The sequence below is a fragment of the Faecalimicrobium sp. JNUCC 81 genome (genome assembly GCF_053667625.1).
On the sequence record NZ_CM132203.1, the window covers coordinates 2418288 to 2443191 of the forward strand.

The window sequence follows — 24904 nt, forward strand, 5'->3', positions numbered from 1 at the left end:
TTACATACCACCTTTCATTTTAGCTATTTCTAAAGTTAAATTAGCAGCATTTTTATTTAAAGCACTAATTTCATTTGTTTTAATTGCACTATCAAGCAATAACTTCGCATTCTGTTCGCTTAAAATGGATATTTTCTTTTCCGCTTCTTCTAAAGACAATCTCTTATCTTCTTCGACTTGTTGTTCTTTTTGAATTTCTGATAATATAGCTTGGCACTCTTCTTCTGTTGGTTCAATTTCAAAAAACATATGTCTAACTGGTTTATTATCTTTAAGTAAAAATAATGTAACCATATCTCTGAACTTTGTATCACTTTGCATTACAAACTCTGCATCTGCTCCATTTATTGAACTTTCCTTGTCCCAAATTTTATAACCATTTATCATTTATAAGCATCTCCTTTTATTTTAGATTTAAATAATATAAGCCGTGATAAACACTGTATGCAACCGACACCAATTTATCAATAATTATAGGCGAATCAAAGCTTGCCCCAAAACCATTCAACATAGGATTATAACTTATAATATTAAAAGTATTATCCGAAATATTGTAAGTTATAATCTTGTCAACATAATTGCCTGTATCTATAGATCTATAGTATATATAAATATTATCTCCTTCTGTGAATACTTTTAATGCCCCGTTAGTATTTTGTGCATCTTTGTATATTGCAATATTTGTAGAAGTGTTAGTATCTATATTAAATTCGTCTATGTATATGTAACCTCGATTATTCCTATTACTACTGACAACAAACACCTTCTTACCTACTGTTACAACATAGGAATACCAAGCATTATAATAACTTATTTTACTAACATACTGAGAAGTAGAGGTTGCGAGGTTGTATACGTATCCGCCAGCACTGTCCCCAGCTTTAAATATTAATTTGCCTTTTGCTGCCCCTAAAGTGTCCATACTTCCTGTTGATGGTATATTAGACATAGAACTATGCGTATCTGTTGTCATATCGTATTCCCCAAATGTACTTGAATTAAAATAGTAAAGCTTGTTCCCTAAGATACAGCTCCTTTGGTGAAGAATAGTATTAAGAGGCGTAGCTTTGCGCACATAGGTATTTGTTGATATATTATAAGTATGCAAGTAATATCCGCTGTTACTCTTACTTAAAAATATTTTTCCTTCATGACACGACCATGCGCATCCTCTTACAGCCTCAGATAGCGTTCCTATAGCTGATTGCTGATATAATGGAGTAGTCCATTGAGGGAATACAGATCGTGGAATATACTTAATTTTGTCAATCAAACTTGATATTTTGCTTTCAGATTCTGTTATGTCAACATCTTCTTCCTTAATTATTGCATACAGCTTAGAACGATTGTGACATATTTCTTTGCTAATATCATCAACTTTAGATTCGACTTCGCTAAGACTAGTGTCTGTTGGTAAATTAACAGCTTCTTTTTTCAGTACCAAGATAGGCCTGTATCCGTAACTTGATAGAGGAATATCTCTATTGTAGCTACTGAAATACTTAGCATTCCTTCTACTTCCTCTAATAGTATTTCCTTTTACGCTTGTTGTAGGATGTGTACTCGAAAAATTAAAACAGTGGCTTCCCATTTCTGCATAGTTCCATAATTTATTTAAAGGCGCGTTAAATTCGTCTAGTGTAAAGAAGGTATTATTACTATCTTCAACTCTACCAGTAGGCAATCCATCAAAGCCAAGCTCATTGCAAATAATAGAATCCCACTCGTTAAAACTCGGATTTGCTCCACTATATGAATCGCTATCTATTTGTGTTGAATATCCACCATCCGGAATCCTAAGAATATATTGCTTGCCATCTATTGTTATTTTTTTGTTGATTAACCCATACAAATTTAAATCGTCATAACAAATATTGCATAATATATTTCTATCACATATAAATAATTTGTAACTAGGAAAATCAACTTCAACCCATTTTATTTTATAAATTTCATCACTGTCAGTATTCTTAATTTCAATAGAACCCTTGCCCGCTTCTTTATAGTCATGACAATTACCTAATCCAAGCTCGGAAAGATTACCGTTTACTGTTCTCCCAGTCGACCAAGGTCTAGTAGGGTTTGCTATTTTGGTATTATTAATATAAAGCGTACCAAACTTATGTATATCGCCAGTAGCCATATAAACAACTCCTTTCTGCTTACAATGAATCAGTAATTTTGTTAACCGATTTTACCATTTTTGTTTTATTAGTCCCAACTTCGTTTTGTAGATTTAAAATACTTGTTTCATTAGCATTAGCTTTAGATAGAGCAGATTTAGCTTTATCATGTACCTCATCTATTGCTCCCTGAGCTTTAGTAGAAGTTAATCCACTTGTTTTATTATCATAATTTATATCTTTAGCATTTATACTTAAGCCTTCTATATCCGAAGCATTATGAGTATGACTCTTAGGTGCTTTTGAATCTGCTATATCTTTATTCTCTTTTAACGCTGCATCAATTAAATCTGCATTATGATTAAAATGATTTTCTAAGTCAAAAAACTCATTTTCATTAGGTTTTTTTAAATTATAATTAGTTGTCACTTTCATTAATTAAGTGCCTCCTCTCTTATTTGAAGATATGTAAATTTTTTTAATTGAGCATATGTAAATTTACCTACGGTTTGGTACTGATTATAAAGTAAACTTATATCCTGAACCAAATTAGCAGGAATTATACTTTTTAGACTTCTAACAACTTCATCTAACTGATTTTTAATACTTAACTCAAGTCTTATAGTTAAAGTGTAGTTAGAACTATCATAATTTACTTTATAGCCATTTTCACCACATAAAGAATTCAAGTGATGTTTTAAACTATTCATGGTATAAGGTAATTTATTAAGATATCTATTTATAATTCTAAATCTTCTATCTTCTAAGGTTTCTGACGATTTAGGAGTTATCTTCATTATCTTTTCCCATCTCTTCACACCATGTATAGTTAAGGTACTTAAAAATTGATCATTAAGTACATCATCCATCTTGGACCATAGAAAAATAAATTCTTTACTTTCTGTATTACATATTTCTTTATATTCCATTTTATCTTGTAAAATAGGTGGTAAATATTCAATAAGATTTATAGATTTATCCAACTATATCACCTCTTGCAACAATACTATCTTTATCTATAGTTAAATTTGATGCATTACCGTTTATAGTAGTATTCTCTATATCAAGAACTCCTTCTAAATCTAGTAATCTAGTTTCTATTTGGCTTACTCTAACGATAAGATTCTCTTTATCTGACCAAGTTTTATTTAATTCTTTGAAATAATCATCTATAGTTTGTTCAATAGAACTTTTAAGTTCTTCAAAATTCCACCCATCTTGATATGTAATATTAGTATTTATATTAACTGAAATCTTTTCAACACCAACTACAGTCACTATATGGCCTATTGGAGCAACTCCTAGACCCTTACCTCGGTTTTGAATAGGATCAATTTTTTCTTGAGTTTGATTTATTAACTCTGTACTTGGAGTGTCGTAACTTGAGTTTATTAAAACCAGTTTTACAGTACCTCCACCATTCCATACCGGATATACTTTAACTCCACCAATATCTTGAAGTTTATTTACTTTCTCTTTGTAATCTGAAATATTCCCACCAAAAGCCTCTGATTCTAAGCTATCATAGTATCTTTTTCTAAGACTTTCTTCATCTTCATCATACTCTCCATTAATTAATATCTCAGTTAATTGTGCCGTTTCTAGACCTTCTATATATTCAACAGGTATTAATTTACCTAAATTAAAAATAGGTCCTGTATCTTCGCATTTTAATTTAAATACACCAGTTGATACTTTTTCAGTAACAACATAATTTAAATTATCTAGTGAAAAACGAGAACCTATAGAAACATCTATATTAAATTCACCTTTTACAATTGCATTAGTCGCATCATTGGGTATGATGCCTCTTTCTTTACATTTTCTTACTAAGTAATTATAGCTAGCAGTATCTACATAGCTTTCATCATAAAATATACTTAATAAAATTACTAACTCAGCCATCTCTGCTGCTGCAGGAGCTAGAGCATTATATATTATTGATCCTTCTCTTTTATCAAAAGAATTAGGAACTCTTTCTATCATACTTTCTAAAAAGTACTCAAATGTCAAATCATCAAACATCTATATATTCACCGCCTTATCCACATCAATATTTCCATAAATGGTATGTACTATAAAGTTAACTAAGATTTTATCTTTGCTACTTTTAAAGATAAATCCATCAACACTTTCAATTCTATCATCTTGAAGTAATGCTTCTTTAATTCTTCTCTCTAATTCTGGAATAACATAAGATTTTCTTTCACCATATAGGTCCTGTAACTCTACTCCGTAATCCCATGAATATATAGGATATTTATACCTTTCTATATTCAGGATTAAGTATATAGCCTGTTTAACTGAATCTAAATTATTACATATACCACCAACTCTATCATCATTTAAAGCATAAGTCTTACTAGGTTGCTTTTTCACCTCAAAATCAAATAAGTTAGCATCATTATCTGTAGGGATCATATGTATCACATCCTATCTAAAACGAGATATTTTTGGCCATCATGAAATCTTAATAAGATTACCTTCTCATTTTTTTTTAAAGAATTATATATAGTACATTCTTGAGTAATTCCGTTTATATTTATTCTAGTTTTAAAGTCCTTAACTGCATTAGATAGTACTAGAAATGTTTCTGTAAATAATCTCTTTTGGTCAATTCTAATCTCGAGGGGATACTCTTTTTCAACTGTACCATATATTATTTCCATAGGTTTACTTTCTTTAAATGCTTCTAATGCTGCTTGTTTAATTATCTCTACTAAATTAGGCATATAATAAGCCCCCCTTTCTCTATAAGAATCTTCTAGATGTATTATAAATTTTCTTATAATGACTACTATTAATACTATCTTTGACCACTCCACGAGTAGGATTAGACGCATGAATCATTTGTCCATCACCTATATATAAACCAACATGACTTATTGGTTTATTAAAGAAGATTAAATCACCTGGTTGTAAGTTTGATTTAGCTACATATGTACCAGCCTTACCTTGGTCTCTAGATGTTCTTGGTATTGTTATTCCAACTTGCTTATATAACCAGCTAGTAAATCCTGAACAATCAAACTTTGTTGGCCCTGTCGCTCCCCATACATATTTTGAACCAAGTTTTCCCTTTGCTAGAGTAATAATCTGACTAGCCTTTTTACTATTTGATGTTGAACTTGTACTAATTTGATTATTATTTAATATAACTGCCTTACCTTTTTTCTTACCCCAAGTATTACATTCTTTTCTACTTCTCATCAGTAAATCAAAGTGATATACACCATCTTTAACAGTTATAGCACCACCTCTATCTGTTACAGTGTAAATTTCTCCATCGCGAGAAGTTCCTGTACCTTGTACTTTAATCTTTGTTCCAAAAGGAATTGATTTAGGTGCTGCACAAGTTTTATTTTTTGGATTAAGTCTATTACCTTGAGCATCATATAACCCACCTTCCATGCTGTTATTAGCAGGATAATAAGCTGTAAATAAAGCATTAACTTCTTTACCCTTCGTTGAGTTAGTAGTATTAGAAGAATTGTCACTAGATGAATTACCTTTAGAATTACCAGAACTACTACTAGATGATGCTAATGTTGAAACGAATTCTCCTCCAACTAATGTTAAATCCATATAGTGTTCATCACTATTTATAGTATGTTTTACTTTATCTACTAACATATAATTTTGAACTTTCATATCTCCTAAATCTAATACCACAGCTACTAAACATCCTGCTCTAACTCTTATATCTCCAAATACATTTTTTATATTTAAAGACTTAACTTTTTGATTATATAATTTTAAGAGAGCATCTGCTTTCACCTTAGCATCAAGATTTTCATTAATACTTTCAAAATATTGTAGTATACCCCAACTATTAATATTTTTGGAGTCTTGAGCTATATATATTTCTCTTTTGCCAGTTTCTTTGTTATCTTTTGATAACTTTATTTTGTTATATGAGTTTCCATCAATAGAAGAAGAATAATCAAAGTCTTCACTTACATCTCCATCTATTAATGTATCTAATTTCATTGAACTAATATTTTTTAATGTTATTTGTCCAAAGTCATCATATAATATATACATTTCTTTAGCATTTTCTATAGTTGTATCTAATGCATTTAAAACTATATCAAATAAAGTTTTATCCTCTTCTACCCTAGATTTGATTTTAAATTTAGTATTTTCAAGTGTTCCGCAATTTAAATTAAAGTCTTTTGCTAACATTTGAACTATCTCTGTTGCTGTTTTATTTTCATATATATATGTATCTTTGTTTTTAAAATATCTTAATTGATCATAGGCAACAACTTGAACTAATTTATCTTTATTTCTACTATGATTAAATATAAAACCATAAAAAACATTTTTATTATTAAGCTTTACTCTAATTGCATTACCTTCTCCAAAGTTTATAACATCATCCTTAAGTATGTTAAAACTTAATTTTCCTGGAGCACCTTTTCGTTGTGTTTCCCAAACTAAATCTCCTTCAACTAATGGTTCATATAGATCATTTCCATTTTGTAAAACTATCTCTATATTATTATTCAAGCCTTAACACCTGATTAGGATATATAGTATATTTTGAAGTTTTATATTTTTTATTATATGAGTCCATTAGTTCTTTATTTAGTTTATATATTTCAGGATATTTACTACCATTTCCAAGCTGTGATTTACAGATACTCCAAAGAGAATCACCTTTTTTAACTTTATAAGTTTTATTTGATGGTTTTTGGTTTGAATCTGGTCTTTTGTTGTCAACTGTTCCTGATGGGTTTTGTGATCCATTATCTGGTTTTGACACAACGATTTTTTTAGTTGCATAGTCCCTATATTGTTTTAGTTTTATAGGTATTGTTATATCTGAATTATCCTCAGCATCTTCAGTAATAGAATACTCTTCTATGGTAACTTTCATATTTGTATGAAATAAAATAGTACCACTTGGTGAAGTTCGTGACACTATAAATTGAAATGGATTACCATTTTTTAATTTTTCTATTTCATCCAAAAAGTATTGAGCATTTTTAAATTCTTCTTTGTATGTAGCAAAAGGATATTTACTATGTGGTATACGTGCATCAAATGTAATATCTGTTAATCCGGCTTTTTTTGAAATATTAACTTCACCATGATTAATTAAGTCAACAGTTTTATTTTTATTATTTATTTTTAAATCCAATTTAGAAGGTGCTATTGGTAATAATAGTGTATTTAAATAAAAGTAATAAGCCATTTTTAATCTCCTTTATATATGTGTTCCTTCAGATGCAATAACCATTGATTCATAAACTTTCTCTTCTAGATAACTAACTACACCATCTAAATCTAATTCAGAGTTTATATTGTTATTGTTATTCATATCTATTTTTATTTGAGAAGTAGTGAATCTATTTATAACTTCTTGTTCTGCAATTTCTCTAAGATATTTTAAATCTTCTGCAGATGCTGTCATTGTATTTGCCATCTTTGCTGTATTACTAGCTGTATCTTTAGATCCACTTCCAGCATCAGCCATAGAATTTTTTAGCCCATCTAAAGAATTTGATTTTTTTAAATTATCTAAAGGTCCACGTTCTTTTAAATTTTTAAGTAAGTCACTTTCTTTACCTAAACCAGATTTATCTTTGGTATTACCAAATAGATTTTCCATTTTAAACTTACTTCCTAATTCAGATCCCCATTTATTTCCTATGTTAAATGCATCACCATAATTAAGTCTCTTTGATGTTTTAAATTTAGAAGCATCTACTGGTTCCATAAATACTTTTCCTTCGCCTACGAAACCATCTACTGCTCCTTTTAAATTTTTTTTCCATCCATTTATTGTATTTTCAAGATTTGACCCAAATATAGTATCTATAGTACTAGCAATTCCTGATAATATCGATAGAACAGTATCAGCAAGTCCTGCAAATAGCCTTATAACCGCTCCTATAGGATCGGTAAAAACATTACCTACAAAATTTGCTACAGTAGCTATTACGTTCCATATCGTAGCAAACACATCTACAACTATATTAGCTAAAGCAATAATTAAATTTCCTATAAACGCTCCTGCCATCATAAATACTCCTGCAATCATTCCAGTAGCGCTAAGAGATGTTCCTGCAAAGTGATTAATAGCTCCTATTGCAGCATAGAATAAAGCTATTATTGCTATTATACCTATTATTATCCATGTCAAAGGACATGCGCTTAAGGCGGCATTTAATCCCTCTTGAGCAAGAATTAGACCAAATATAGCAATCGACAATATTGCACTTTGAATAGCTTGGAATGCTTCGGCAGCAGCCGTTGTTAATGTCTTTAACCATGCAATACCCATTGTAGCGTTATAAACTATCAATGCTGCTATAAGTCCCCAAATTAGTGGTTCCATAATAGACCAATTTTGAATAAATATATTAGCTATACCTAAAGCTAAATTCCCTAAAACAACTCCAATCAATGTAAATGCTGTAACAATGCCATAAGCAAAACTTTGAAATGCGTTACTATTTGCAATTTCATTAAAATCTTTTAATATTTGTTGAAAAGCCATGCTAGATTGACTCTTTAATGATGTAAAAACTTGCCCAAATGTAGTAGGCATACTTTCAAACTGTTTATTTGTCTCCTCTGATGTACTTAAAATAGCATTTTTAACTATATCTGCTGAAAGCTGACCTTTAGATGCCATTTCAAATATTTTATTAGTAGGAACGTCTAAGTAATCAGAAATTGACTGAATTATATTAGGTGCAGATTTAAATACATCATTCAATTGTTGTGCGCTAAGTGAACCAGATCCTAATCCATTTGTTAATTGTGATATTGCTGAATTAATCCCTTCACCACTTGTTCCAGCCATTATAAAGTTTTTATTTAGTTGCTCTGCAAAATCTACCATCTCAGATGTAGAATTAAAAGCATTACCTGCATTTACACCCAAACTGTATACCATTTGGGAAGTTCCCTCATATGCACTTCTTGAGTTTTGAGCAGATGTATATATTTTTTTATTTAAATCATCTATACTTTGTGCTCCATCATTTATCATACTTATTCTAGTTTGAGCATTAATTAACTCATCTGATAGCTGCATGACTTCACTTATATTAGGTATTGTTATATAGTTAGAGGCAAATCCTACCATTGTATTAGTCATCCTATTAAACATCTCACCCATAGTAGCTGACTTTTTAATAGTTGCCATATAACACCTCCCTTTATCTAATAAAAAGATACTTACTATAGATGTAAGTATCTTTTTATTATTATCTTTTTTTATTTTTTCTCTTTAATTCTTTTGCTTCTTTTTTATCTTCATCTATTTTAATTTGAATAGATGCTGCAGTAAATGCTTTCTCTTGAACAGGCATCAAATCATAAGTACTTGGTTTCCATTTTAATTTGTGGATGCAATAATGAGCTATATTGCTATCAAAATCGCCTCCCAAAATTAGTTTTTTGCTTCTTCTACCTTATCTTCAAATGATTGTTCAAATCCATTTATCTTTTGAACTAAACTTAAATAATCTGCATACTCACCAGGTAATAGCATTTTTTTCAACGTTTCATCTGCTCCCATGGCATTATAAGAGTCTTGTAATTCTGCATCATTTAAATTCGGATATACTGTACATTTTACAGCTAATAACCCTACATATTTATTAAAATCTGTTTCTGCTGTAAACTGATTATTTTTTCCCGGTATAGGGACTCTTTTTGTACAAGATTTTCTTAATAATTCATCATCTTGAGAAGTTATTGGCTGTACTTCCCACTCGACTGGTTTTCCATTTATTACGAATCTATCTGAAACAACATGTTTCTCATTTTCTATTTTTATTACATTTTGACTTAGAAAAGCGCTTAAGCTCATACTACTGTACCTCCAAATTTTATTTTAAATAAAAAACACATATATATTAGAAGAATATATATGTGCTTAAAGCATACAACTTAATACTCTGAATTTTTCTGGCATTTGGAAATCTTCAAATGTAAAGTCTACATCTTCATCTAAATATTCAGCATCAGCATCGAATTTAGTTAATATTCCACCATCTAAGTTTGCATCTTTCAATATTACTGTTTGTCTACCTATTGATGATGTAGGATCCTCATTAGTAACCTGTATATCAAAATAAACATCTTCTCCTGTTTCTTTGTATCTATACATTAACTCTCTTAATATACTTTGATTATAATGCATAGTCGCAGATCCAGTTCCTTCCCATCCAGTTGCCTTATTACCTTTACCTGTTTTACCTAGTATAGGCACCTTAGATTTCGTCTTCTCAAGTTTAGCCTCTAGGCTAATCATTTGTGCAAAATTATATCTATTACCTTCTATTGTAATAAAACATTCTGCTAGATTTGCACTTATTGTATCTTTAGCATTCATTGTTTGAGTCATAACTATCCACCACCTTAATTATTTAACTGCAACTGTCATATACAGTTTTTCCATTGCATTTATTACTTCAACTGCATCAGTAACTACTACAGATTTTTTACAATTTCCTTCTTCAACTATAATTTCATCTGGTTTAAAACTTTCTAATGCATTAAGTTCTTCTAATCCTTTATGATGCGTAACTATATCGTTCCAAAAACTAACCCTTCCAGAAGGTGTATTTGGAATGTTTCCTAGATATTTTTTATTAAATAACATAGCTATATCATTTGCAATTTGGTCTAATACACGTATAGTTTGATTGCTAGCAAAGTCATCTGTTTTTTCTTCAGTAAAAGATGTAAATGTATTTATATCTTCCAATATACGTATCTCATCTCCAACTTTATGGAATATAAATTTACCGGCTAATAATGCTTCTTCTAGTTCTAACTGAGTGTAGTCAACATTAACTATAAACTCACCATCATATTTTTTATTTGTATTACTTTTATTTATTGCACATCCAGCTTCAGCTCCTAATGTCCAATAAACTAAACTTGATTCTAATTCACCATCATCTTTAACTGAATTCTCCGCAGATATTATACCTTCATGATCTGCAGTTTCTTTTTTATATAATACAGCCTGGCACTTTAATCCTATATCTTCTCTCATTCTCTTTGTAAAGGCTACAAATAGATTTTTTATCTCATCTGATGTAGATAAACATCCTATTGTATCAAAGTTATAAGATTCAATTTTATCTAAAAACTTCTGATATTCAGTTCCTGTTACTGAACTTCCATTTGTTCCACCGGCTAAAGGTGTCGATGCCGTTAACTCTAAAGCCTGACCTTTATTCCATGAAACCCAGTCATTGTCCTTTAAATCAGTAGTAGCGCTTACAATCTGTAAATCTACTTTTTTATTATCTAACATTGTACTTACATCAAATAAGTCTCCATTGTCTATATTAGTTTCTATAATTATCTTTATATCATTTCCTCTTATGCCACTATATCTGGCAGTAGCAAATTTATTAGTAGATTTAGCACCCTTGTTTAATCTATAAAAATATCCTTCTTTAGCATTTTTAAATAAGTCTCTTAAACCTTTTAATTTTTTGTGGTCATAGTTATATCCAAATTTCTTAAGTGCATATCTTTGAAACTCTTCATATGTTACTTTAAATACTTCATCTTCAGAACACCAATCAAGTTCTAGTGCTAATGCTACAACACCTCTATCAGACATCATAGATGATACTCTTGATGCACTGACAAAGTTTATATACGATCCAGGTAATATCTTATTCTGAGCTATAAATGCTCCACCACCTAATGCCATCTATTTCACCTCACCCTTCATAAACTTTTCTATTAATCTATCAACTTCATCCATAGAGTAATGTTTGCTTTTATCTAAAATAGCATTTAACAAATCTCTTCTTTTTCTATACTTCTTAGAATTAGTTATTTGATTTTTACTAAATTTATTAATTTTAATTTCTTCACTCTTTTTATCCATGAAATCACCTCTTTATTATTTGTTTTATAGAAATACTTTCTATTGATTCATCTTTAACTTTATCCTTTACTACAAACACATTGTAATTAATGAAAAAATGCAATACGTTGCTAAAGACCTCTGAGTTTATCTTGCTTCCTCTCACTAAACTTTCATTAAGTGAGATATACTCTAATCCATTAATTAGTTTTTCATTTATATCATTAATTTCTTTATTCTTTTTATTTGATAAACTAGGGAAATATCGAATCTCAAAAGTATATTCTCTATAGAATCTATTCTTTAATTTTGGTGTATTAGTTGAATTTAGTAGAGATATAAAAAAACAAGGCTCATTAAATCCTTGATCTCTAGCTTCACTATAAATTTCATAACTATCACCAAATATCTCATTAAGTTTCATTGATATTCCATCTATAATACTATTTACCATTAAAAGTATCTCCTAATATCTTTATTGTTTTTTTCTATTATTTTATCTGATTGAGAGTCTATTTTTATGAAATTTAGTATCTCAATTTGATAAATTTTTCTAACTTTCCCAGTTGATGAATAATATATATTTTTTAATATATTTATAGAGCTATCCGACAATATCTTACTAGCTTCATTATTGTAAAGCGATTCAGCAGCATTCTTACTTCCTACAGGTGGTCCTCTTTTAAATAAATATTCATTTAAATATCTTGGCATATAACTACCTCCCTTATTGGTTATTTTGAGAACTAAAAAAGAATCCTAATAAATCGGATTCTTCTCTATAAATTTAAAATTTTATAAAATTCAAACTCACCATCCCTCTTACCAAAATAGCATTAAATGTTAAGCTTCTTATGATAAAACTGCTTTTGATGTAAGTTATAAGAATTATATCTTCCAAAGCTACTACTTACATATTAACCAGAATAGTTAATCCTGGTTTAAATGTATATATAAAGCCTATTGGGAATATTTCTATAGTACTATTATCTCATGTTTATTTTATTAATGTAGGTAATAAACCGGTATTTCATAAAAAATTTAAACCAAATAACATATCTTGATTATTTATAAATAAAAATAGCCTAAGATATTAATCTTAGGCTATTTTTAGCTTTATTTCTTTTAAGTTCTTCTATTTCTTTATCTTTTATCAATATAGATATAAAAACATATACTCTAAATAACTAGCATATCAAATAATGTAGGTTCTTCTTCTTTAAATACTTTACTACCAAATAACTCTATTGATATACTCTTTATAGCTTCATTTTTGTATTTTCTTAGTGTTTTTTCATCATAATATAAATCCTGTGACATTTCCAACCAGCTTTTCTTTTCCTCATATCTTAGCTTTATTATCTCTTTTCTAATTATGTCTAGATTATTTATAGCTCTATCGATTTTCTTCTTTAAACTATTCTCATGATATATATCTATATCTATTTCTTGAATAGTTTTAACTGGATCTATTACTCCGTCCATGACAGCATTAGATATTTTATATGTAGGTGATACTTTTATATTATCATATGTTATAGCTCTCAATGCTACTTTATCTCCAGCTGTTATATCATTTTTTAATGATTTTAAACTTTCTATATGACTTTCCATGTGTTTATAATTATATAAAATCTTCTCCGTAAATTTAAAACATCTATCTTCTAAATTAATATCTTTCATAATATCTCGCCTCCTATATATTTTCTATATATACTTCTATCCTTGATTTCCTATTTTGAAATAGTATCATATAAACCTAATAAGTCTTCCTATACATCATGTTTATATTTCTTTGTATGTGTTCTTTTTATATACTTGTATATAGTATTAATTCATTTATTTCATTGTTTAACTTTATCTTACCTATATAAACCTTAGATAGTTCTCACCCATTTTACACTTATAAGTTTCTTCCAATTCATCTAAGTTATATCCTAATGAATAAACTAGTTCTATAAATAAAGGTATTATATAGTTAATTAATGTACTCCTAGCATGTCTTTTATTCCTGTTTAAAGTTGTTATTCTATAAGCTAAATTATTAACTGTACTTTCTATAGCTATTACTTGCACTTTTTCTATATTTAAAACTAATTCTACTTCTAATATATTCGCTAAACTTCCTATATAGCTTAATAAGTCTGATAACTCTTCTATTAAGTGCTTTCTATCAATTTTCTCTTTGAACCACCACTTATTGACTTGACTTGCATTTGTAACTTCTCCAAGCTCAGTTTGAAGAGCTAATATAAGCCACATAGGCACATTGAATTTATCATCTTGATAATTTATACCTTTTTTCTTTTTTAAATGCTTTAAGAAATTCTTTTGTACTTCTTGTACATAGTTAAAATCTACAATCATTATCTTTCCCCCTAGCTATTCTCTTCTTTAGTTAATTCTTCTTCTGCAATTTGTAATGCAGTTAAAACGTCATACCCATCTTTCCATATCTCATATGCCTTTTGTATTAATTTATTTACATTTGATAGTTCCATATTTTCTCACCTTAATCTATTCTTTTCTTCAATTAGTCCACTGATATATTGATTCATACATACAGTGGCTTTGTCATTGCCAAATTCCTCATGTAAATATCCTAGTTCCTTTTTCAAATTATCAATTACTTTCACTCAACTAAAGCATTTATCCTTGTATTTTCAATATCCATGTATATCCTCTTCATATTATATATTTTGTATAAATATTCTCAATTCACTGTGATTATTCCTATATGTAATCATTTTATGTTATAACTTTTCACAGAATATAAATCCAAATTTAATTTAAAATATAGGCATAATATGCAAATCAAAAAAGTTAAACCTTTATTATTTAACAAAATAAAAAAAGCATTTAATCTAACTAAAAAGTTTCATGATATTTTATTAGATCATATTTTAAATTACAAAAAAGATTTTAAGATTCAATCAACAATGCTTTTCTTGAACGAGGCATTAACTTGTATCAACTCTTCTTCTTTAATTTATTTTACCAATTATCTTTCGGCTCTTGAACTTAATGTTCTTGATCCTTTTTTTAATTTATATTTTCTAGTAAGCATTAGCCCCCATAAACTCTGTAATTTAACTCCTTACCTTGCATAGTTACAACATAATCTTTACTCATTTCATAAAGCCTACTTCCTATAGCTTCATCTACATCTAATAGGTTTTCTACTGTCTTTTCAGTAGTGACTATCATTGGCAGATTTTTAAAGTATCTATAATCTACAATTTCATAGATGATATTAGTATCTGATTCAGTTATTCGACCTTTAAATAGATCATCTATTAGAAGTACCTGAGCATTTTTATATTTTTGAATTTCTCTTTGGTAATTATATTCATCAGTTATGGATTGCTTTAAATTAGTTATAATACTTCTATAAGGCATATATATAACTCCTATGCTCTTATCCAACAAATTATTGGCTATAGACATTCCTAAATGTGTTTTACCACTACCTACTTGTCCACTAAGTAAACATGAATTTCTACGAGCAGCTCTAATATACTCAAAATTTTTAGAGTAATTTTTTGCTGTTAAGAACGCTTCCATCATTTTCGTACTTTTGTCATACTTATAGTTTTCAAATCTTTTACTTCTAAACTCTTCACTTATTCCAGATGCTTTTAGTTTTTCTTCTGCTATTCTTAGTTGCCTACATTCACATTCCTTTGCTGATCCATCACCTTGCAATATAAAAAGCATATCTCTGCATTTTTCACACTTGTAGCTACTCTTCTCTAGCTGCCCTTCTGCATGCCTCAAGGAGTTCATTTCTTCTTGCTTCTTCACTTGTTCTATCATATTTCGGGCTCTCTGTTTCAACATTTCTTTCTCTTCCTCTGACATCTGACTTCACTCCCTTTTGATTTTTATTTTGTAATTGATAAGCTTCTAATTGCTCAAGTTTTATAATATTTTTATCTGTCCATTGTTTTAAAATTCCTTTTATATAATCTAATCTACATCTATTTCTATCTGTTGCTATTTCTATTGCTCTTTTAAACAACTTATAATCGGTTCTTTCAGACATTTCTTTTATCCATTCTGCTGATACTCCATTTATAAGTCCTATATTTTGTTCATATAGTCTACTAAATTTTTTCAAGTTTTCAGAGCTATCTACATACATAATATCTTCTTCTTTTTTTATATCTATCTCTTTTCTCTTATCTCTTTCTCTATTCTCTAATTTTTTCTCTATATCTACCTCTATGTCACAATTTTCTTCATCTGAGTAACTTATCGGTAACAACTTAGTAACATTGTTACCACATTCAAGTCTATCCTCTTTCTTTTTATCTTTTTCTCTTTTATTTCTCATAAGTTGAGCTTTAGAGGTTTCACTTCCAACCATATTTTGAAGCTGAGCAATATATATTTCTCCATTTTCTAATATTTGAACTAATCCAATTCTTTTAAAAAGTTCCATTGCTACAACTACAGTATCTACTTCTGTATTAGTTACCTTAGATAGTTGTTTAGCATCATATGGAACTAACATACTTCCAACATTTCTTATAAGTAATCCGTTTGTTTTTAAAGATTTTAAACATAACTTTAAGTAAAATAAACAATATTCTTTTCCATTTTCTTGTTCTTCAACCCAAGCTATAGTATCTTCATCAAAGAAATTTTCTTTAAGCTTTAACCAATAGTATTTTTTATTTGACATTCTATTACCTACTTTTTCTTTATTAAGAGTTTTATATTACTAACGATACTATCAAAGCTATGATAGTATCCGCTAGTAATGTCATAAATATTAATTTCATTACTTGTATCCTCAAATAGAGATGTTTGATTATCTTTGACCTCTGTAAACTCTATATCTTTTACTATATTTTCTGTATCTTTAGACTCATGCTCACTTAATAAATTATCCCCTTTTGCATTTCATTTATATTAAATTCAAGACCTGATATTATTCCTTTCTTATATCTACTATAATTAGGAATACAGTTATCTATAGTAAATATAGCTTGAAGTTCTTTTGACATTCCTAAATGTAGATTTTTAATTCGTTGGTCCATTTCATGAAATCTTCTTATAAATTTAGCCTTCCTTACTACCATCTTTGTCCCGTTATATGTAAACATAAGGTTTTCAAAACCTTTCTTTAGTAATTAAGTACATTTTCATTTCTCGATTGTTAGAATTTATATATGTGCATGGTACAAAATTATACTGTGCTATCTCTTTTATTACATTTTCATTTTTTAATTTTTCAATAAGTGCTCTTATATCTCTCATTATAGTCTTATGTTCTTTGGTTAGCTCGATTACGACTTGTAAACTATCCGTCATGGCTACTAAATCTCCCTGAAATTTTCCTAATATTACTAAATTTTACATTTCATAACTATCCTATTTTATATACATTTTTTACCGAAAAAGTAATCTATACCTTTTATTATTCCTCAAGTCAACTTTACGTTGTCTGAGTTGTTAAAAAAAAGTTCCATTACTGATATATCAAAGTATTCTGACAGCTTTTTAGCTTCTGATATTGTAAATTCAGTTTTTCCATTCTCTTTGTTCCAATATGTATTTGGACTTATCTCTAGAAATTCAGCTACTTCTGATTGTTTTACATTTTTTAACTCTCTTGCAGCTTTAAGCTTACGACTTAACAATTTATTCACCTCCTTGTCAACATTCTGTTGTCTTTTATATCTTAATTATAGTCAACGTATAGTTTACTGTCAACAATTTTTTTACATTTCACTATAAAAAGTATTCATTTTGTTATAATTAGTTTAAGAAAATCAACAAATCGTTTATAATATATTGTGAAATATAGTGAAAGGAGCACTTATATGAATTTTGCTGAAATACTTAAATATGAACGCTTGCAGACTGGCTTAAACCAAGCTGAATTTGCAAAAATATTTAGCGTTACAAAACAAACAGTATCAAATTGGGAAAATGGAAATAGGAATCCAGATAGTGCTACTTTATCTAAATTGGCAGATTATTTTGAAGTATCAGTAGACTACCTTCTTGGAAGAACAGATGAAAGAAACTCAAATATAGAAAAAAATAAATTAGATGAAAGTATAACAACTATATCTGCACATAGAATAGGAGATATTGATAACCTTCCAGATGAAGCCATTGAAAAGATAAATGAATATATAGAAATGATAAAGTTGAAATATAATAAATAAATCATAAATATTATTAGCCTGAGCAGTTATTCTGCTCTTTTATTTGGGAAATTAATCGAACGTAAATTCGGAACATTTTATAGAACATATTTATTTAGGGGGTATTATGAATAAATTAGAGAAATTATTTGAATTAGCTAGAAATGAAAAAATTAATATACATTGGATGGGCTTAAAAGAAATAGGATGTTTAGGATTAACTATAGAAAAAGAAGGACTACCTAATATGATCTTCTTAGATTCTTCTCTTAAAAAGAATAACTATAAATTAATTGAGGTTCTAGCTGAAGAGTTAGGACATCATTTTACTAGTTGCGGAAATTCCATAAATAGTATAAAAACATATAAAGATAAATTAGATATAGCTAGATGTGAAAATAAGGCTACTAGATGGGCTTCATTTACTTTAGTTTCAGAAGAAGATATTATTAATTTAGTAAATAGCAATGTAACTTGTTTTTATGATATGGCTGAAATACTTGGAGTTGATGTAAAGACTATAATGAAAAGACTTGAATACTTATCTAAAAAGAAAAATATGTTAGACCTTAGAAATGGTAAATACTTAGTCTTAACCAATCTACCTAATATCTATATATACGAACCTCTACTTTAGTTATACTTTTTTTAAACTAGGTTAAAATATATATAAATTCAATGTTTAGGAGAGTTTATTATGGATATTTTAGCCGAAATTATGATATTCGCTTTAGCAATAATTTTTATTTTTAAGATATTTAAAAATACTTTTATATTTTTAGCATTTATGATGCTTAGTTTATTAATATTTACTAACATAAATCTATCATTCTTAACAGCTATAATCTTATCTGCTATTATACTTAAATGTTTAAAAGATACTTTGTTTAACTTAAATATATTATTTAAGTTCATATTTCAATCAAAGTATAAATTTAAAGAAAGGTCTCTTGGTAAATTAGTTAGAATTTTATTTGAGCTTAACTTTACTACATTTATACTAATATGCTATAGTACTTTATTGATATATATTCAATCTGTTTTAAAGTTTGATATTACACTTGTGACTACAATTTTAGTAATTCTATCTATCGGACAATACATAAGAAAATTTATTTACAAAAAATCCCATTTTTATTATTCTAATAGGATTATTTAGTGTTATTACTATTTCTTAAAATTAAGAAAGTGATTTTTAATTATTATGATAATTTATTCTTATTTTGTTAATATAATTTATATATGAGAATGATTAGATAAAAGCTACATTATATTTGAGAAAATCTATAGCAGATGAAATTGAAATAAAAGACCGCATATATATTGTTATATATGCGGTCTTACTATTTTTTATAATAATTTTTCTTTCCACTCGTCTTCTTTAAATCCTATAACTATATTTTTACCATCATAAGCTATAGGTCTTTTGATAAGCATTCCATCACTAGCTAAAATTTCTAAAAGTTTTTCATCAGACTCAGTCTTAAGTACATCTTTAAGACCTAATTCTCTATATTTAACTCCGCTAGTATTAAAGAATTTTTTAAGTTCATATCCACTAACCTTGTACATTTCTTCTAACTCTTCCTTAGTAGGAGGATTTTTTACTATTTCAATATTTTCAAACTCTAAGTTATTTTCACTAAGCCAAGCCTTGGCCTTCCTAACTGAAGATCATTTTGAATACCCGTAAAATTTTATCATTTGCGTTTATCCCTTTCCTTATTATAATATATTTTTATATTACCCATTTTTTTCATCTTAAAACAATTTTACAATATATTACTAATATCCTCAATATTTCCATTATTAATTTTTATAAATTTATCTCCGACTTCCTTAGCAAAGTAATTATCATGAGTTACTATAAGGATACTTATTTTTTCACTTTTTAATTTATCTATTATATCTATAACCTTAATTATATTTTCATAATCTAGTGCTGATGTTGGTTCATCAAAACAAAGTATTTTAGGACTTAATGCACAAGCCCTAGCGATTGCAACCCTTTGTTTTTGTCCTCCTGATAATTCATGTGGATATGAATTTTCTTTATCTTGTAAATCTACTAATTTTAATAATTCTTTTGCTTTTTTTATAGCTTCATTTTTATCTATTTTTAACGTATTTATTGGAGATTCTATAATATTTTCAAGTACTGTCATATGCGGAAATAAATTAAAGTTTTGAAAAACCATCCCTATATTTTTTCTTATTTTAGCCATATCATTTACTGATTTTATACTTTCGTTATCTACTATAATTTCTCCACTTTGAAATTCTTCAAGACCATTTATACATCTTAATATTGTTGTTTTTCCTGCTCCTGATTTCCCAAGCAATACACCCGCTTCTCCTTCTTTTAATTCAAAATTTATATTATTTAATATTGTATTTTCATTATATATTTTTCTTAATTTATTTACTTTTAACATAACATTCTCCTAAACATAATATGAATATTTATTTTCTATTATCTTAAATATCTTAGTTATAATACCTACTAAAATTAAATATACTAAACCAACTTCAATTAATGGTATTAAACTTACTTGCTGATTTTGTGCTATTTGTGCAATTCTTAATATATCATTGAGACCTATAGTATATACTATTGATGTATCTTTTATTAGTGTAATTATTTCATTTGACATAGGTGAAAGTATTTTCTTTATAACTTGAGGTAGTATTATCCTTTTGTACATAGTTTTTTTATCCATACCTAAAACTAAAGCTGCTTCGTATTGACCTTTGTCTATTCCTAATATAGCTCCTCTATAAATTTCTGCAAAATATGCTGCATAATTTAATGTAAATGCTACTATAGCTGCATTAAATCTATTAAATACTACTCCTACTAACGGTAAACCAAAGAATATAAATATTAATTGTAAAAGTAATGGTGTTCCTCTAAAAACTAAAATATAAGCTCTAGATATATTTTTTATTAATTTATTTTTTGATAATCTCATAAATGCCAGCATTAACCCTAACGGTAGCGCTAATAATAATGTTATAAAAAATATAGATAATGTAACTGTAAGACCTTGTATCATACTAATTCCTCCTATTTAAACCATTTGTCATATATTTCATCAAAAGTCAAATCTTTTTTAATATCCTTCAAAGTTTTATTTACCTTATCTTTTAGTTCTATATTATCTTTAGAAAAGGCAATAACATAATCTTCTGTTCCGAAGTTTTCATCTAATATTTTATATTTGCTAGAGTCTTTTTTACTTATATAATATCTAGCTAGTATCTCATCTACAACAATTGCATCGATTCTCTTGGCCTCTAAGTCTCTAAAAACTTTATCATAGGTATCATAAAGAATTGGTTGTTTATCTTTTATAGAATTTATAAAGCTACTATCCTTATTTATAGCTTCAAGACTAGTTGAACCTTGCTGTGTTCCTACAGTTTTTCCACTTAAATTACTTTTGTTGTTTATGCTTGAGTCTTTTAAAGTTACTATTACTTGTTTATTTTGAAGATATGGATCTGTATATGATACTATTTTCTTCCTTTTTTCAGATAATGAGTATCCATTCCATATAACATCTATATTTCCTGACATTAACTCAGTTTCTTTCATTGACCAATCTATTGATTGAAATTGTACATTTATACCTAATCTTTTAAATGTTTCTTTTGCTAAATCAATATCAAATCCCACTATTTCTGAAGATTCATCCATATATCCCATAGGTATAAATCCATTATCAAATCCTACCACTATTTCATTTTTATTTTTATTATCATTTGAACATCCTACTAACATAATTATTATCAAAGTTAATAAACTAAGTATTTTAAATTTATTTTTCATATTTAATCATCCTTTTCAAAATATTTCGAATATTATTTTTAAAGATATTGTATTTTAAAATAAGCCTTGCGCGCTTAAGGCTCATTTTTATACTAATTTAGGCAATAAAAAAACTCCCTCCTATAGCTATTGCTAAGGACGGGAGTTAACTCACGTGGTTCCACCTTATTTTATTAATGCCTTACGACACTAACCTCTTTAAGTACGGCAAATATTTTGCTTATACTCTAGCACGATAACGGGTGCAAGGATTCCGGAAACAGTCTACTAAGATTAAAAATCTTTTCGGTGTTCTGCTCAAAGATGTGTTCAAAATAAATTCTAATGCTCCTCTCACCAAACGGAAACTCTCTGTTTAAGAAAATTATTTTTACTATTTCTTATCAACGCATTTAATATAACTTCATTCAATTCTTGTTTTTTATTATATTTTTTTTAATAATTATTGTCAATACTTTTTTTAATATTTTATCCCCAAGGGACAACTTCTACTTCTCCAAACCATCTTTCTTTAAGTCTATTAGAGTATTCACCTTTGTATCCTATAAATGATAACATTATAAGTTCAACGTATTTAGTTCCTATTTGAATTATATTCCACATATCTTCAACAGTTAAACTTGCTCTATTATCTTTTCTAGTTGGATGAACTATTTTATTCCTAAAGTAAATAACTAAATCAACACCATCATCAAATTTAGCTCTCGTCCAATCATCAAATAGACCAAGTTCATCATTACCATATGGTATTTTACATATATCTAGTACCATTTTAATATTTTTAGACGCACTATTTTTATCAAATTCTTCATCAGACAATAGTTTTTCTTGCTCTACTAAAATAATATAGGATAGCGCTTCAAGAGCTATCTGTATAGATATTATATTATTTTCCATAGTTATGTCACCAAGAGATTCTATATACCAATCAATAACATTCTTTATTGCTGGACCACAATATCCATCCTCTAATTTTTTACACATAAGAGCCATATATTTTTCTATATTATGATGATTAGATATAGTATCAGTCCATGTAGGTACAAACTTAAATGGAGTTACAAGATTTTCTCTCCAAAGCCTAAATACATTATTATTATTTTGGTATCCTTTTGCTAAACAAATTCCTACATACCTTCCACACATAAAACTTAAACTACTAGATATTCTATCTAAAAAGTTTAGCATATTGTTGGTTTTAAATAGTTTATTATCTTTTCTTTTTATTCTCCCTATATGAGTTATTATAGTACCTGATTTAGCTTTTAATTCTTCACTTAATTCTTTCCTATAATCATATCTTTTATCTATAGTAACTGTAAAATCATTTATATCAAATTCTATTCTACCTGCGAACAACTTGTCCACGTGTTTTATAAGATTTCCAGAAAATTTATCTAAATTTATTATGTGAAAATCTATATATTCTACATATGAATTTTTTGATTTTATATAATTGTCATTTGTATATCCTTCTATATTAAAGTCATTTATAGTATTTATTGTTACAGATATAGGTTTATATCCGTACATTTCAAGTATTGCATTATCATAATCTAAATCTAAATCCACATCTTCATCTTCAATAAATAATATCTGAGCCTTAAAGTTTATAGATACTGGCGGTGTCATTTTATAATAGATTATTCCACTACATTTATATTTTTTATCTAAATAAATACAAAACCTTCCTTCATAAATACTTATATCTTCATCTACCTTATACCTCAGGTAATCAGATGATATCGCATTGTTAACTGCCTTCATAGCTAGACCACCTTTACTTTCATATAATACTATATCATTATATCATATTAAACATATTAAAATGTAAATTAATAGCTAATTATTTGTTCAAATGCAATTATAAATTCTTGCTTTATATATTTATCTATATTATTTCAAATTTTATACTATAAATATAAAAAACACCGTGATTTAGCTATATTACCTAAATCACGGTGTTTTTATATTTTAATTAGTTTTGATTTAATTTTTCTAAAACATCATTTAATTCTAATCCATGTATTTCACAAGCATTTACTAGTGTTTCCATACTAGCTGATGGACAACCTAAGCATCCCATTCCAAGTCCCATAAGAATTTGTGCTGCCTCTGGTTTTTTGTTTAATATTTCTGCTATTGTCATATCTTTAGTTATCATTTATATTATCTCCTTTAAATTTGATTTTTCTAAAATATCTTTTCTAAATTTATCAATACTTATTCTATCAATAAATTCTCCAAGTTTTTCACCCATATGTGCATTTTCATTGTAGTAATTTAAAGTAGTTTCTACAAGTAAAAAGGCTTCTTTTTCAGTTAAACCTCTAGTAATTATATCTGCAGGCCTTGGATTAAATCCAGCACTTCCTCCTGCTGTTACAAAGAACTTACCATGAAAATCAACTAAAACACCAACGTCTTTTGAGTAAACACTTGTACATGCATTTTGGCATCCACAAACACCTATCTTAGTTCTATTTGGTAGGCTCATTCCATGAAAATTTTTGCTAATCTTCATTCCTACGCCTATTGTAGGATATTTAGATCTTTTGCAAAAATTCGCTGGGCATATCTCAACATTTTTTACTGAATATTGATTCTTTACCGCTGGCTCCATTTCCAACTCTTTCCAGATAGTTTCTAAATCTTCTTCTTTTAAGTTAGTTATCATTATCCTCTGGCCTGAGGTAATTTTTAAAACGCCTTTATATTTTTTAGCTACTTCTGATATCTTTATTAGAGTATCAGGTAGAACAAATCCTCCTGGTATATGTGGAGTGATGGCAAAAGTTCTTTTCCCATCTTTTATCTTTTGTAAGTTTCCATACTTAGACATCAAGTTCTCCTTTATGATTTGATTACTTTATACCTTATATTTACATTATTATACACTATTATTACTATAAAATGCGTAACATTAGTTACA

Annotated in this window: 35 protein-coding genes and 1 other annotated feature; of the genes, 2 read left to right on the forward strand and 33 right to left on the reverse strand. The window is 27.9% G+C overall.

Translation table 11 applies throughout. The features are described 5' to 3' along the window. The 25 genes from JNUCC81_RS12115 to JNUCC81_RS12235 form a co-directional block, all read right to left on the reverse strand. A complete protein-coding gene (locus tag JNUCC81_RS12115; protein ID WP_454093711.1) occupies window positions 1-387 on the reverse strand; it encodes a hypothetical protein in 387 nt (128 codons plus the stop codon). A gap of 16 nt (window positions 388-403) precedes the next feature. Beyond that, complete coding sequence (locus tag JNUCC81_RS12120) at window positions 404-1852, reverse strand: hypothetical protein (protein WP_454093712.1); 1449 nt, start codon at window positions 1850-1852, stop codon at window positions 404-406. 310 nt (window positions 1853-2162) lie between these two features. Further along, window positions 2163-2558 (reverse strand): hypothetical protein, encoded by a 396-nt coding sequence (locus tag JNUCC81_RS12125; RefSeq protein WP_454093713.1) that lies wholly within the window; start codon window positions 2556-2558, stop codon window positions 2163-2165. Continuing rightward, entirely contained in the window at window positions 2558-3106 is a 549-nt protein-coding gene (locus tag JNUCC81_RS12130) for a putative phage tail protein (RefSeq protein ID WP_454093714.1), read from the reverse strand. Before JNUCC81_RS12130 ends, JNUCC81_RS12125 begins: the two co-directional genes overlap by 1 nt. Further along, a complete protein-coding gene (locus JNUCC81_RS12135; RefSeq protein ID WP_454093715.1) occupies window positions 3099-4148 on the reverse strand; it encodes a baseplate J/gp47 family protein in 1050 nt (349 codons plus the stop codon). The genes JNUCC81_RS12130 and JNUCC81_RS12135 overlap by 8 nt, the downstream gene beginning before the upstream one ends. Next, window positions 4149-4544, reverse strand: a complete 396-nt coding sequence (locus JNUCC81_RS12140) for a DUF2634 domain-containing protein (RefSeq protein ID WP_454093716.1) — start codon at window positions 4542-4544, stop codon at window positions 4149-4151. It abuts the gene before it with no gap. Between the two features lie 5 nt (window positions 4545-4549). Beyond that, window positions 4550-4855 carry a DUF2577 domain-containing protein gene (locus JNUCC81_RS12145; RefSeq protein WP_454093717.1) on the reverse strand — a complete coding sequence of 102 codons (306 nt, stop codon included), beginning with the start codon at window positions 4853-4855 and terminating at the stop codon, window positions 4550-4552. 19 nt (window positions 4856-4874) lie between these two features. After that, on the reverse strand, window positions 4875-6635 hold the full coding sequence (locus JNUCC81_RS12150) for a C40 family peptidase (protein ID WP_454093718.1): 1761 nt from the start codon (window positions 6633-6635) through the stop codon (window positions 4875-4877). Beyond that, the gene (locus JNUCC81_RS12155; RefSeq protein ID WP_454093719.1) at window positions 6628-7323 is read right to left on the reverse strand and encodes a LysM peptidoglycan-binding domain-containing protein; all 696 of its coding nucleotides are present in this window, start codon (window positions 7321-7323) and stop codon (window positions 6628-6630) included. The genes JNUCC81_RS12150 and JNUCC81_RS12155 overlap by 8 nt, the downstream gene beginning before the upstream one ends. 12 nt (window positions 7324-7335) lie before the next feature. Continuing rightward, a complete protein-coding gene (locus tag JNUCC81_RS12160; protein WP_454093720.1) occupies window positions 7336-9285 on the reverse strand; it encodes a tape measure protein in 1950 nt (649 codons plus the stop codon). A 61-nt stretch (window positions 9286-9346) separates the two neighbouring features. Next, window positions 9347-9529 (reverse strand): hypothetical protein, encoded by a 183-nt coding sequence (locus JNUCC81_RS12165; protein WP_454093721.1) that lies wholly within the window; start codon window positions 9527-9529, stop codon window positions 9347-9349. Window positions 9530-9531: 2 nt separating this feature from the next. After that, window positions 9532-9954 carry a phage tail assembly chaperone gene (locus tag JNUCC81_RS12170; protein ID WP_454093722.1) on the reverse strand — a complete coding sequence of 141 codons (423 nt, stop codon included), beginning with the start codon at window positions 9952-9954 and terminating at the stop codon, window positions 9532-9534. A gap of 66 nt (window positions 9955-10020) precedes the next feature. Further along, window positions 10021-10491 (reverse strand): phage tail tube protein, encoded by a 471-nt coding sequence (locus JNUCC81_RS12175; protein ID WP_208332411.1) that lies wholly within the window; start codon window positions 10489-10491, stop codon window positions 10021-10023. Window positions 10492-10509: 18 nt separating this feature from the next. Further along, window positions 10510-11820: a phage tail sheath family protein gene (locus JNUCC81_RS12180; protein ID WP_454093723.1), complete on the reverse strand. Its 1311-nt coding sequence runs from the start codon at window positions 11818-11820 to the stop codon at window positions 10510-10512. Further along, a complete protein-coding gene (locus tag JNUCC81_RS12185) occupies window positions 11821-12000 on the reverse strand; it encodes a hypothetical protein (protein WP_208332415.1) in 180 nt (59 codons plus the stop codon). Window positions 12001-12004: 4 nt separating this feature from the next. Further along, window positions 12005-12433: a phage tail terminator family protein gene (locus JNUCC81_RS12190; RefSeq protein WP_454093724.1), complete on the reverse strand. Its 429-nt coding sequence runs from the start codon at window positions 12431-12433 to the stop codon at window positions 12005-12007. Then, window positions 12433-12693, reverse strand: coding sequence for a hypothetical protein (locus JNUCC81_RS12195; RefSeq protein WP_454093725.1), 261 nt, complete (start codon window positions 12691-12693; stop codon window positions 12433-12435). Before JNUCC81_RS12195 ends, JNUCC81_RS12190 begins: the two co-directional genes overlap by 1 nt. 465 nt (window positions 12694-13158) lie before the next feature. After that, window positions 13159-13662, reverse strand: a complete 504-nt coding sequence (locus tag JNUCC81_RS12200; RefSeq protein ID WP_208333418.1) for a hypothetical protein — start codon at window positions 13660-13662, stop codon at window positions 13159-13161. Window positions 13663-13845: 183 nt separating this feature from the next. After that, entirely contained in the window at window positions 13846-14346 is a 501-nt protein-coding gene (locus JNUCC81_RS12205) for a dUTP diphosphatase (RefSeq protein ID WP_454093726.1), read from the reverse strand. A gap of 11 nt (window positions 14347-14357) precedes the next feature. After that, a complete protein-coding gene (locus tag JNUCC81_RS12210) occupies window positions 14358-14480 on the reverse strand; it encodes a hypothetical protein (RefSeq protein ID WP_454093727.1) in 123 nt (40 codons plus the stop codon). 565 nt (window positions 14481-15045) lie between these two features. Then, window positions 15046-15795 carry an ATP-binding protein gene (locus JNUCC81_RS12215; RefSeq protein ID WP_454093728.1) on the reverse strand — a complete coding sequence of 250 codons (750 nt, stop codon included), beginning with the start codon at window positions 15793-15795 and terminating at the stop codon, window positions 15046-15048. Beyond that, a complete protein-coding gene (locus JNUCC81_RS12220) occupies window positions 15722-16666 on the reverse strand; it encodes a phage replisome organizer N-terminal domain-containing protein (protein WP_454093729.1) in 945 nt (314 codons plus the stop codon). Before JNUCC81_RS12220 ends, JNUCC81_RS12215 begins: the two co-directional genes overlap by 74 nt. A gap of 196 nt (window positions 16667-16862) precedes the next feature. Further along, entirely contained in the window at window positions 16863-17066 is a 204-nt protein-coding gene (locus tag JNUCC81_RS12225) for a hypothetical protein (protein WP_454093730.1), read from the reverse strand. A 31-nt stretch (window positions 17067-17097) separates the two neighbouring features. Then, window positions 17098-17298, reverse strand: a complete 201-nt coding sequence (locus JNUCC81_RS12230; protein WP_454093731.1) for a Rha family transcriptional regulator — start codon at window positions 17296-17298, stop codon at window positions 17098-17100. 113 nt (window positions 17299-17411) lie between these two features. Then, window positions 17412-17627, reverse strand: a complete 216-nt coding sequence (locus JNUCC81_RS12235) for a helix-turn-helix transcriptional regulator (RefSeq protein ID WP_454093732.1) — start codon at window positions 17625-17627, stop codon at window positions 17412-17414. A gap of 183 nt (window positions 17628-17810) precedes the next feature. On the opposite strand from JNUCC81_RS12235, the gene JNUCC81_RS12240 reads away from it, so the two are divergent. Further along, window positions 17811-18161, forward strand: coding sequence for a helix-turn-helix domain-containing protein (locus JNUCC81_RS12240; RefSeq protein WP_454093733.1), 351 nt, complete (start codon window positions 17811-17813; stop codon window positions 18159-18161). A 106-nt stretch (window positions 18162-18267) separates the two neighbouring features. After that, the gene (locus JNUCC81_RS12245; RefSeq protein ID WP_454093734.1) at window positions 18268-18777 is read left to right on the forward strand and encodes an ImmA/IrrE family metallo-endopeptidase; all 510 of its coding nucleotides are present in this window, start codon (window positions 18268-18270) and stop codon (window positions 18775-18777) included. Between the two features lie 38 nt (window positions 18778-18815). On the opposite strand, the gene JNUCC81_RS12250 is transcribed toward JNUCC81_RS12245, so the two are convergent. The 8 genes from JNUCC81_RS12250 to JNUCC81_RS12285 all read right to left on the reverse strand — a co-directional run bounded on the left by JNUCC81_RS12250 (window position 18816) and on the right by JNUCC81_RS12285 (window position 24814). Continuing rightward, a complete protein-coding gene (locus JNUCC81_RS12250) occupies window positions 18816-19055 on the reverse strand; it encodes a hypothetical protein (RefSeq protein WP_454093735.1) in 240 nt (79 codons plus the stop codon). 435 nt (window positions 19056-19490) lie between these two features. Continuing rightward, entirely contained in the window at window positions 19491-19757 is a 267-nt protein-coding gene (locus tag JNUCC81_RS12255) for an ArsC/Spx/MgsR family protein (protein ID WP_454096399.1), read from the reverse strand. 155 nt (window positions 19758-19912) lie between these two features. Continuing rightward, window positions 19913-20575 (reverse strand): amino acid ABC transporter ATP-binding protein, encoded by a 663-nt coding sequence (locus JNUCC81_RS12260; RefSeq protein ID WP_454093736.1) that lies wholly within the window; start codon window positions 20573-20575, stop codon window positions 19913-19915. Window positions 20576-20584: 9 nt separating this feature from the next. Next, window positions 20585-21196 carry an amino acid ABC transporter permease gene (locus JNUCC81_RS12265; protein WP_454093737.1) on the reverse strand — a complete coding sequence of 204 codons (612 nt, stop codon included), beginning with the start codon at window positions 21194-21196 and terminating at the stop codon, window positions 20585-20587. An 11-nt stretch (window positions 21197-21207) separates the two neighbouring features. Continuing rightward, window positions 21208-21972 (reverse strand): amino acid ABC transporter substrate-binding protein, encoded by a 765-nt coding sequence (locus JNUCC81_RS12270; RefSeq protein WP_454093738.1) that lies wholly within the window; start codon window positions 21970-21972, stop codon window positions 21208-21210. 131 nt (window positions 21973-22103) lie between these two features. After that, window positions 22104-22368 (reverse strand) — a binding site (T-box leader). Between the two features lie 72 nt (window positions 22369-22440). After that, window positions 22441-23739 carry a hypothetical protein gene (locus tag JNUCC81_RS12275; RefSeq protein ID WP_454093739.1) on the reverse strand — a complete coding sequence of 433 codons (1299 nt, stop codon included), beginning with the start codon at window positions 23737-23739 and terminating at the stop codon, window positions 22441-22443. Between the two features lie 211 nt (window positions 23740-23950). Next, window positions 23951-24136 carry a DUF1858 domain-containing protein gene (locus JNUCC81_RS12280; protein WP_042274902.1) on the reverse strand — a complete coding sequence of 62 codons (186 nt, stop codon included), beginning with the start codon at window positions 24134-24136 and terminating at the stop codon, window positions 23951-23953. Continuing rightward, entirely contained in the window at window positions 24137-24814 is a 678-nt protein-coding gene (locus tag JNUCC81_RS12285) for an NAD(P)/FAD-dependent oxidoreductase (RefSeq protein ID WP_454093740.1), read from the reverse strand. Window positions 24815-24904: the final 90 nt, after the last annotated feature.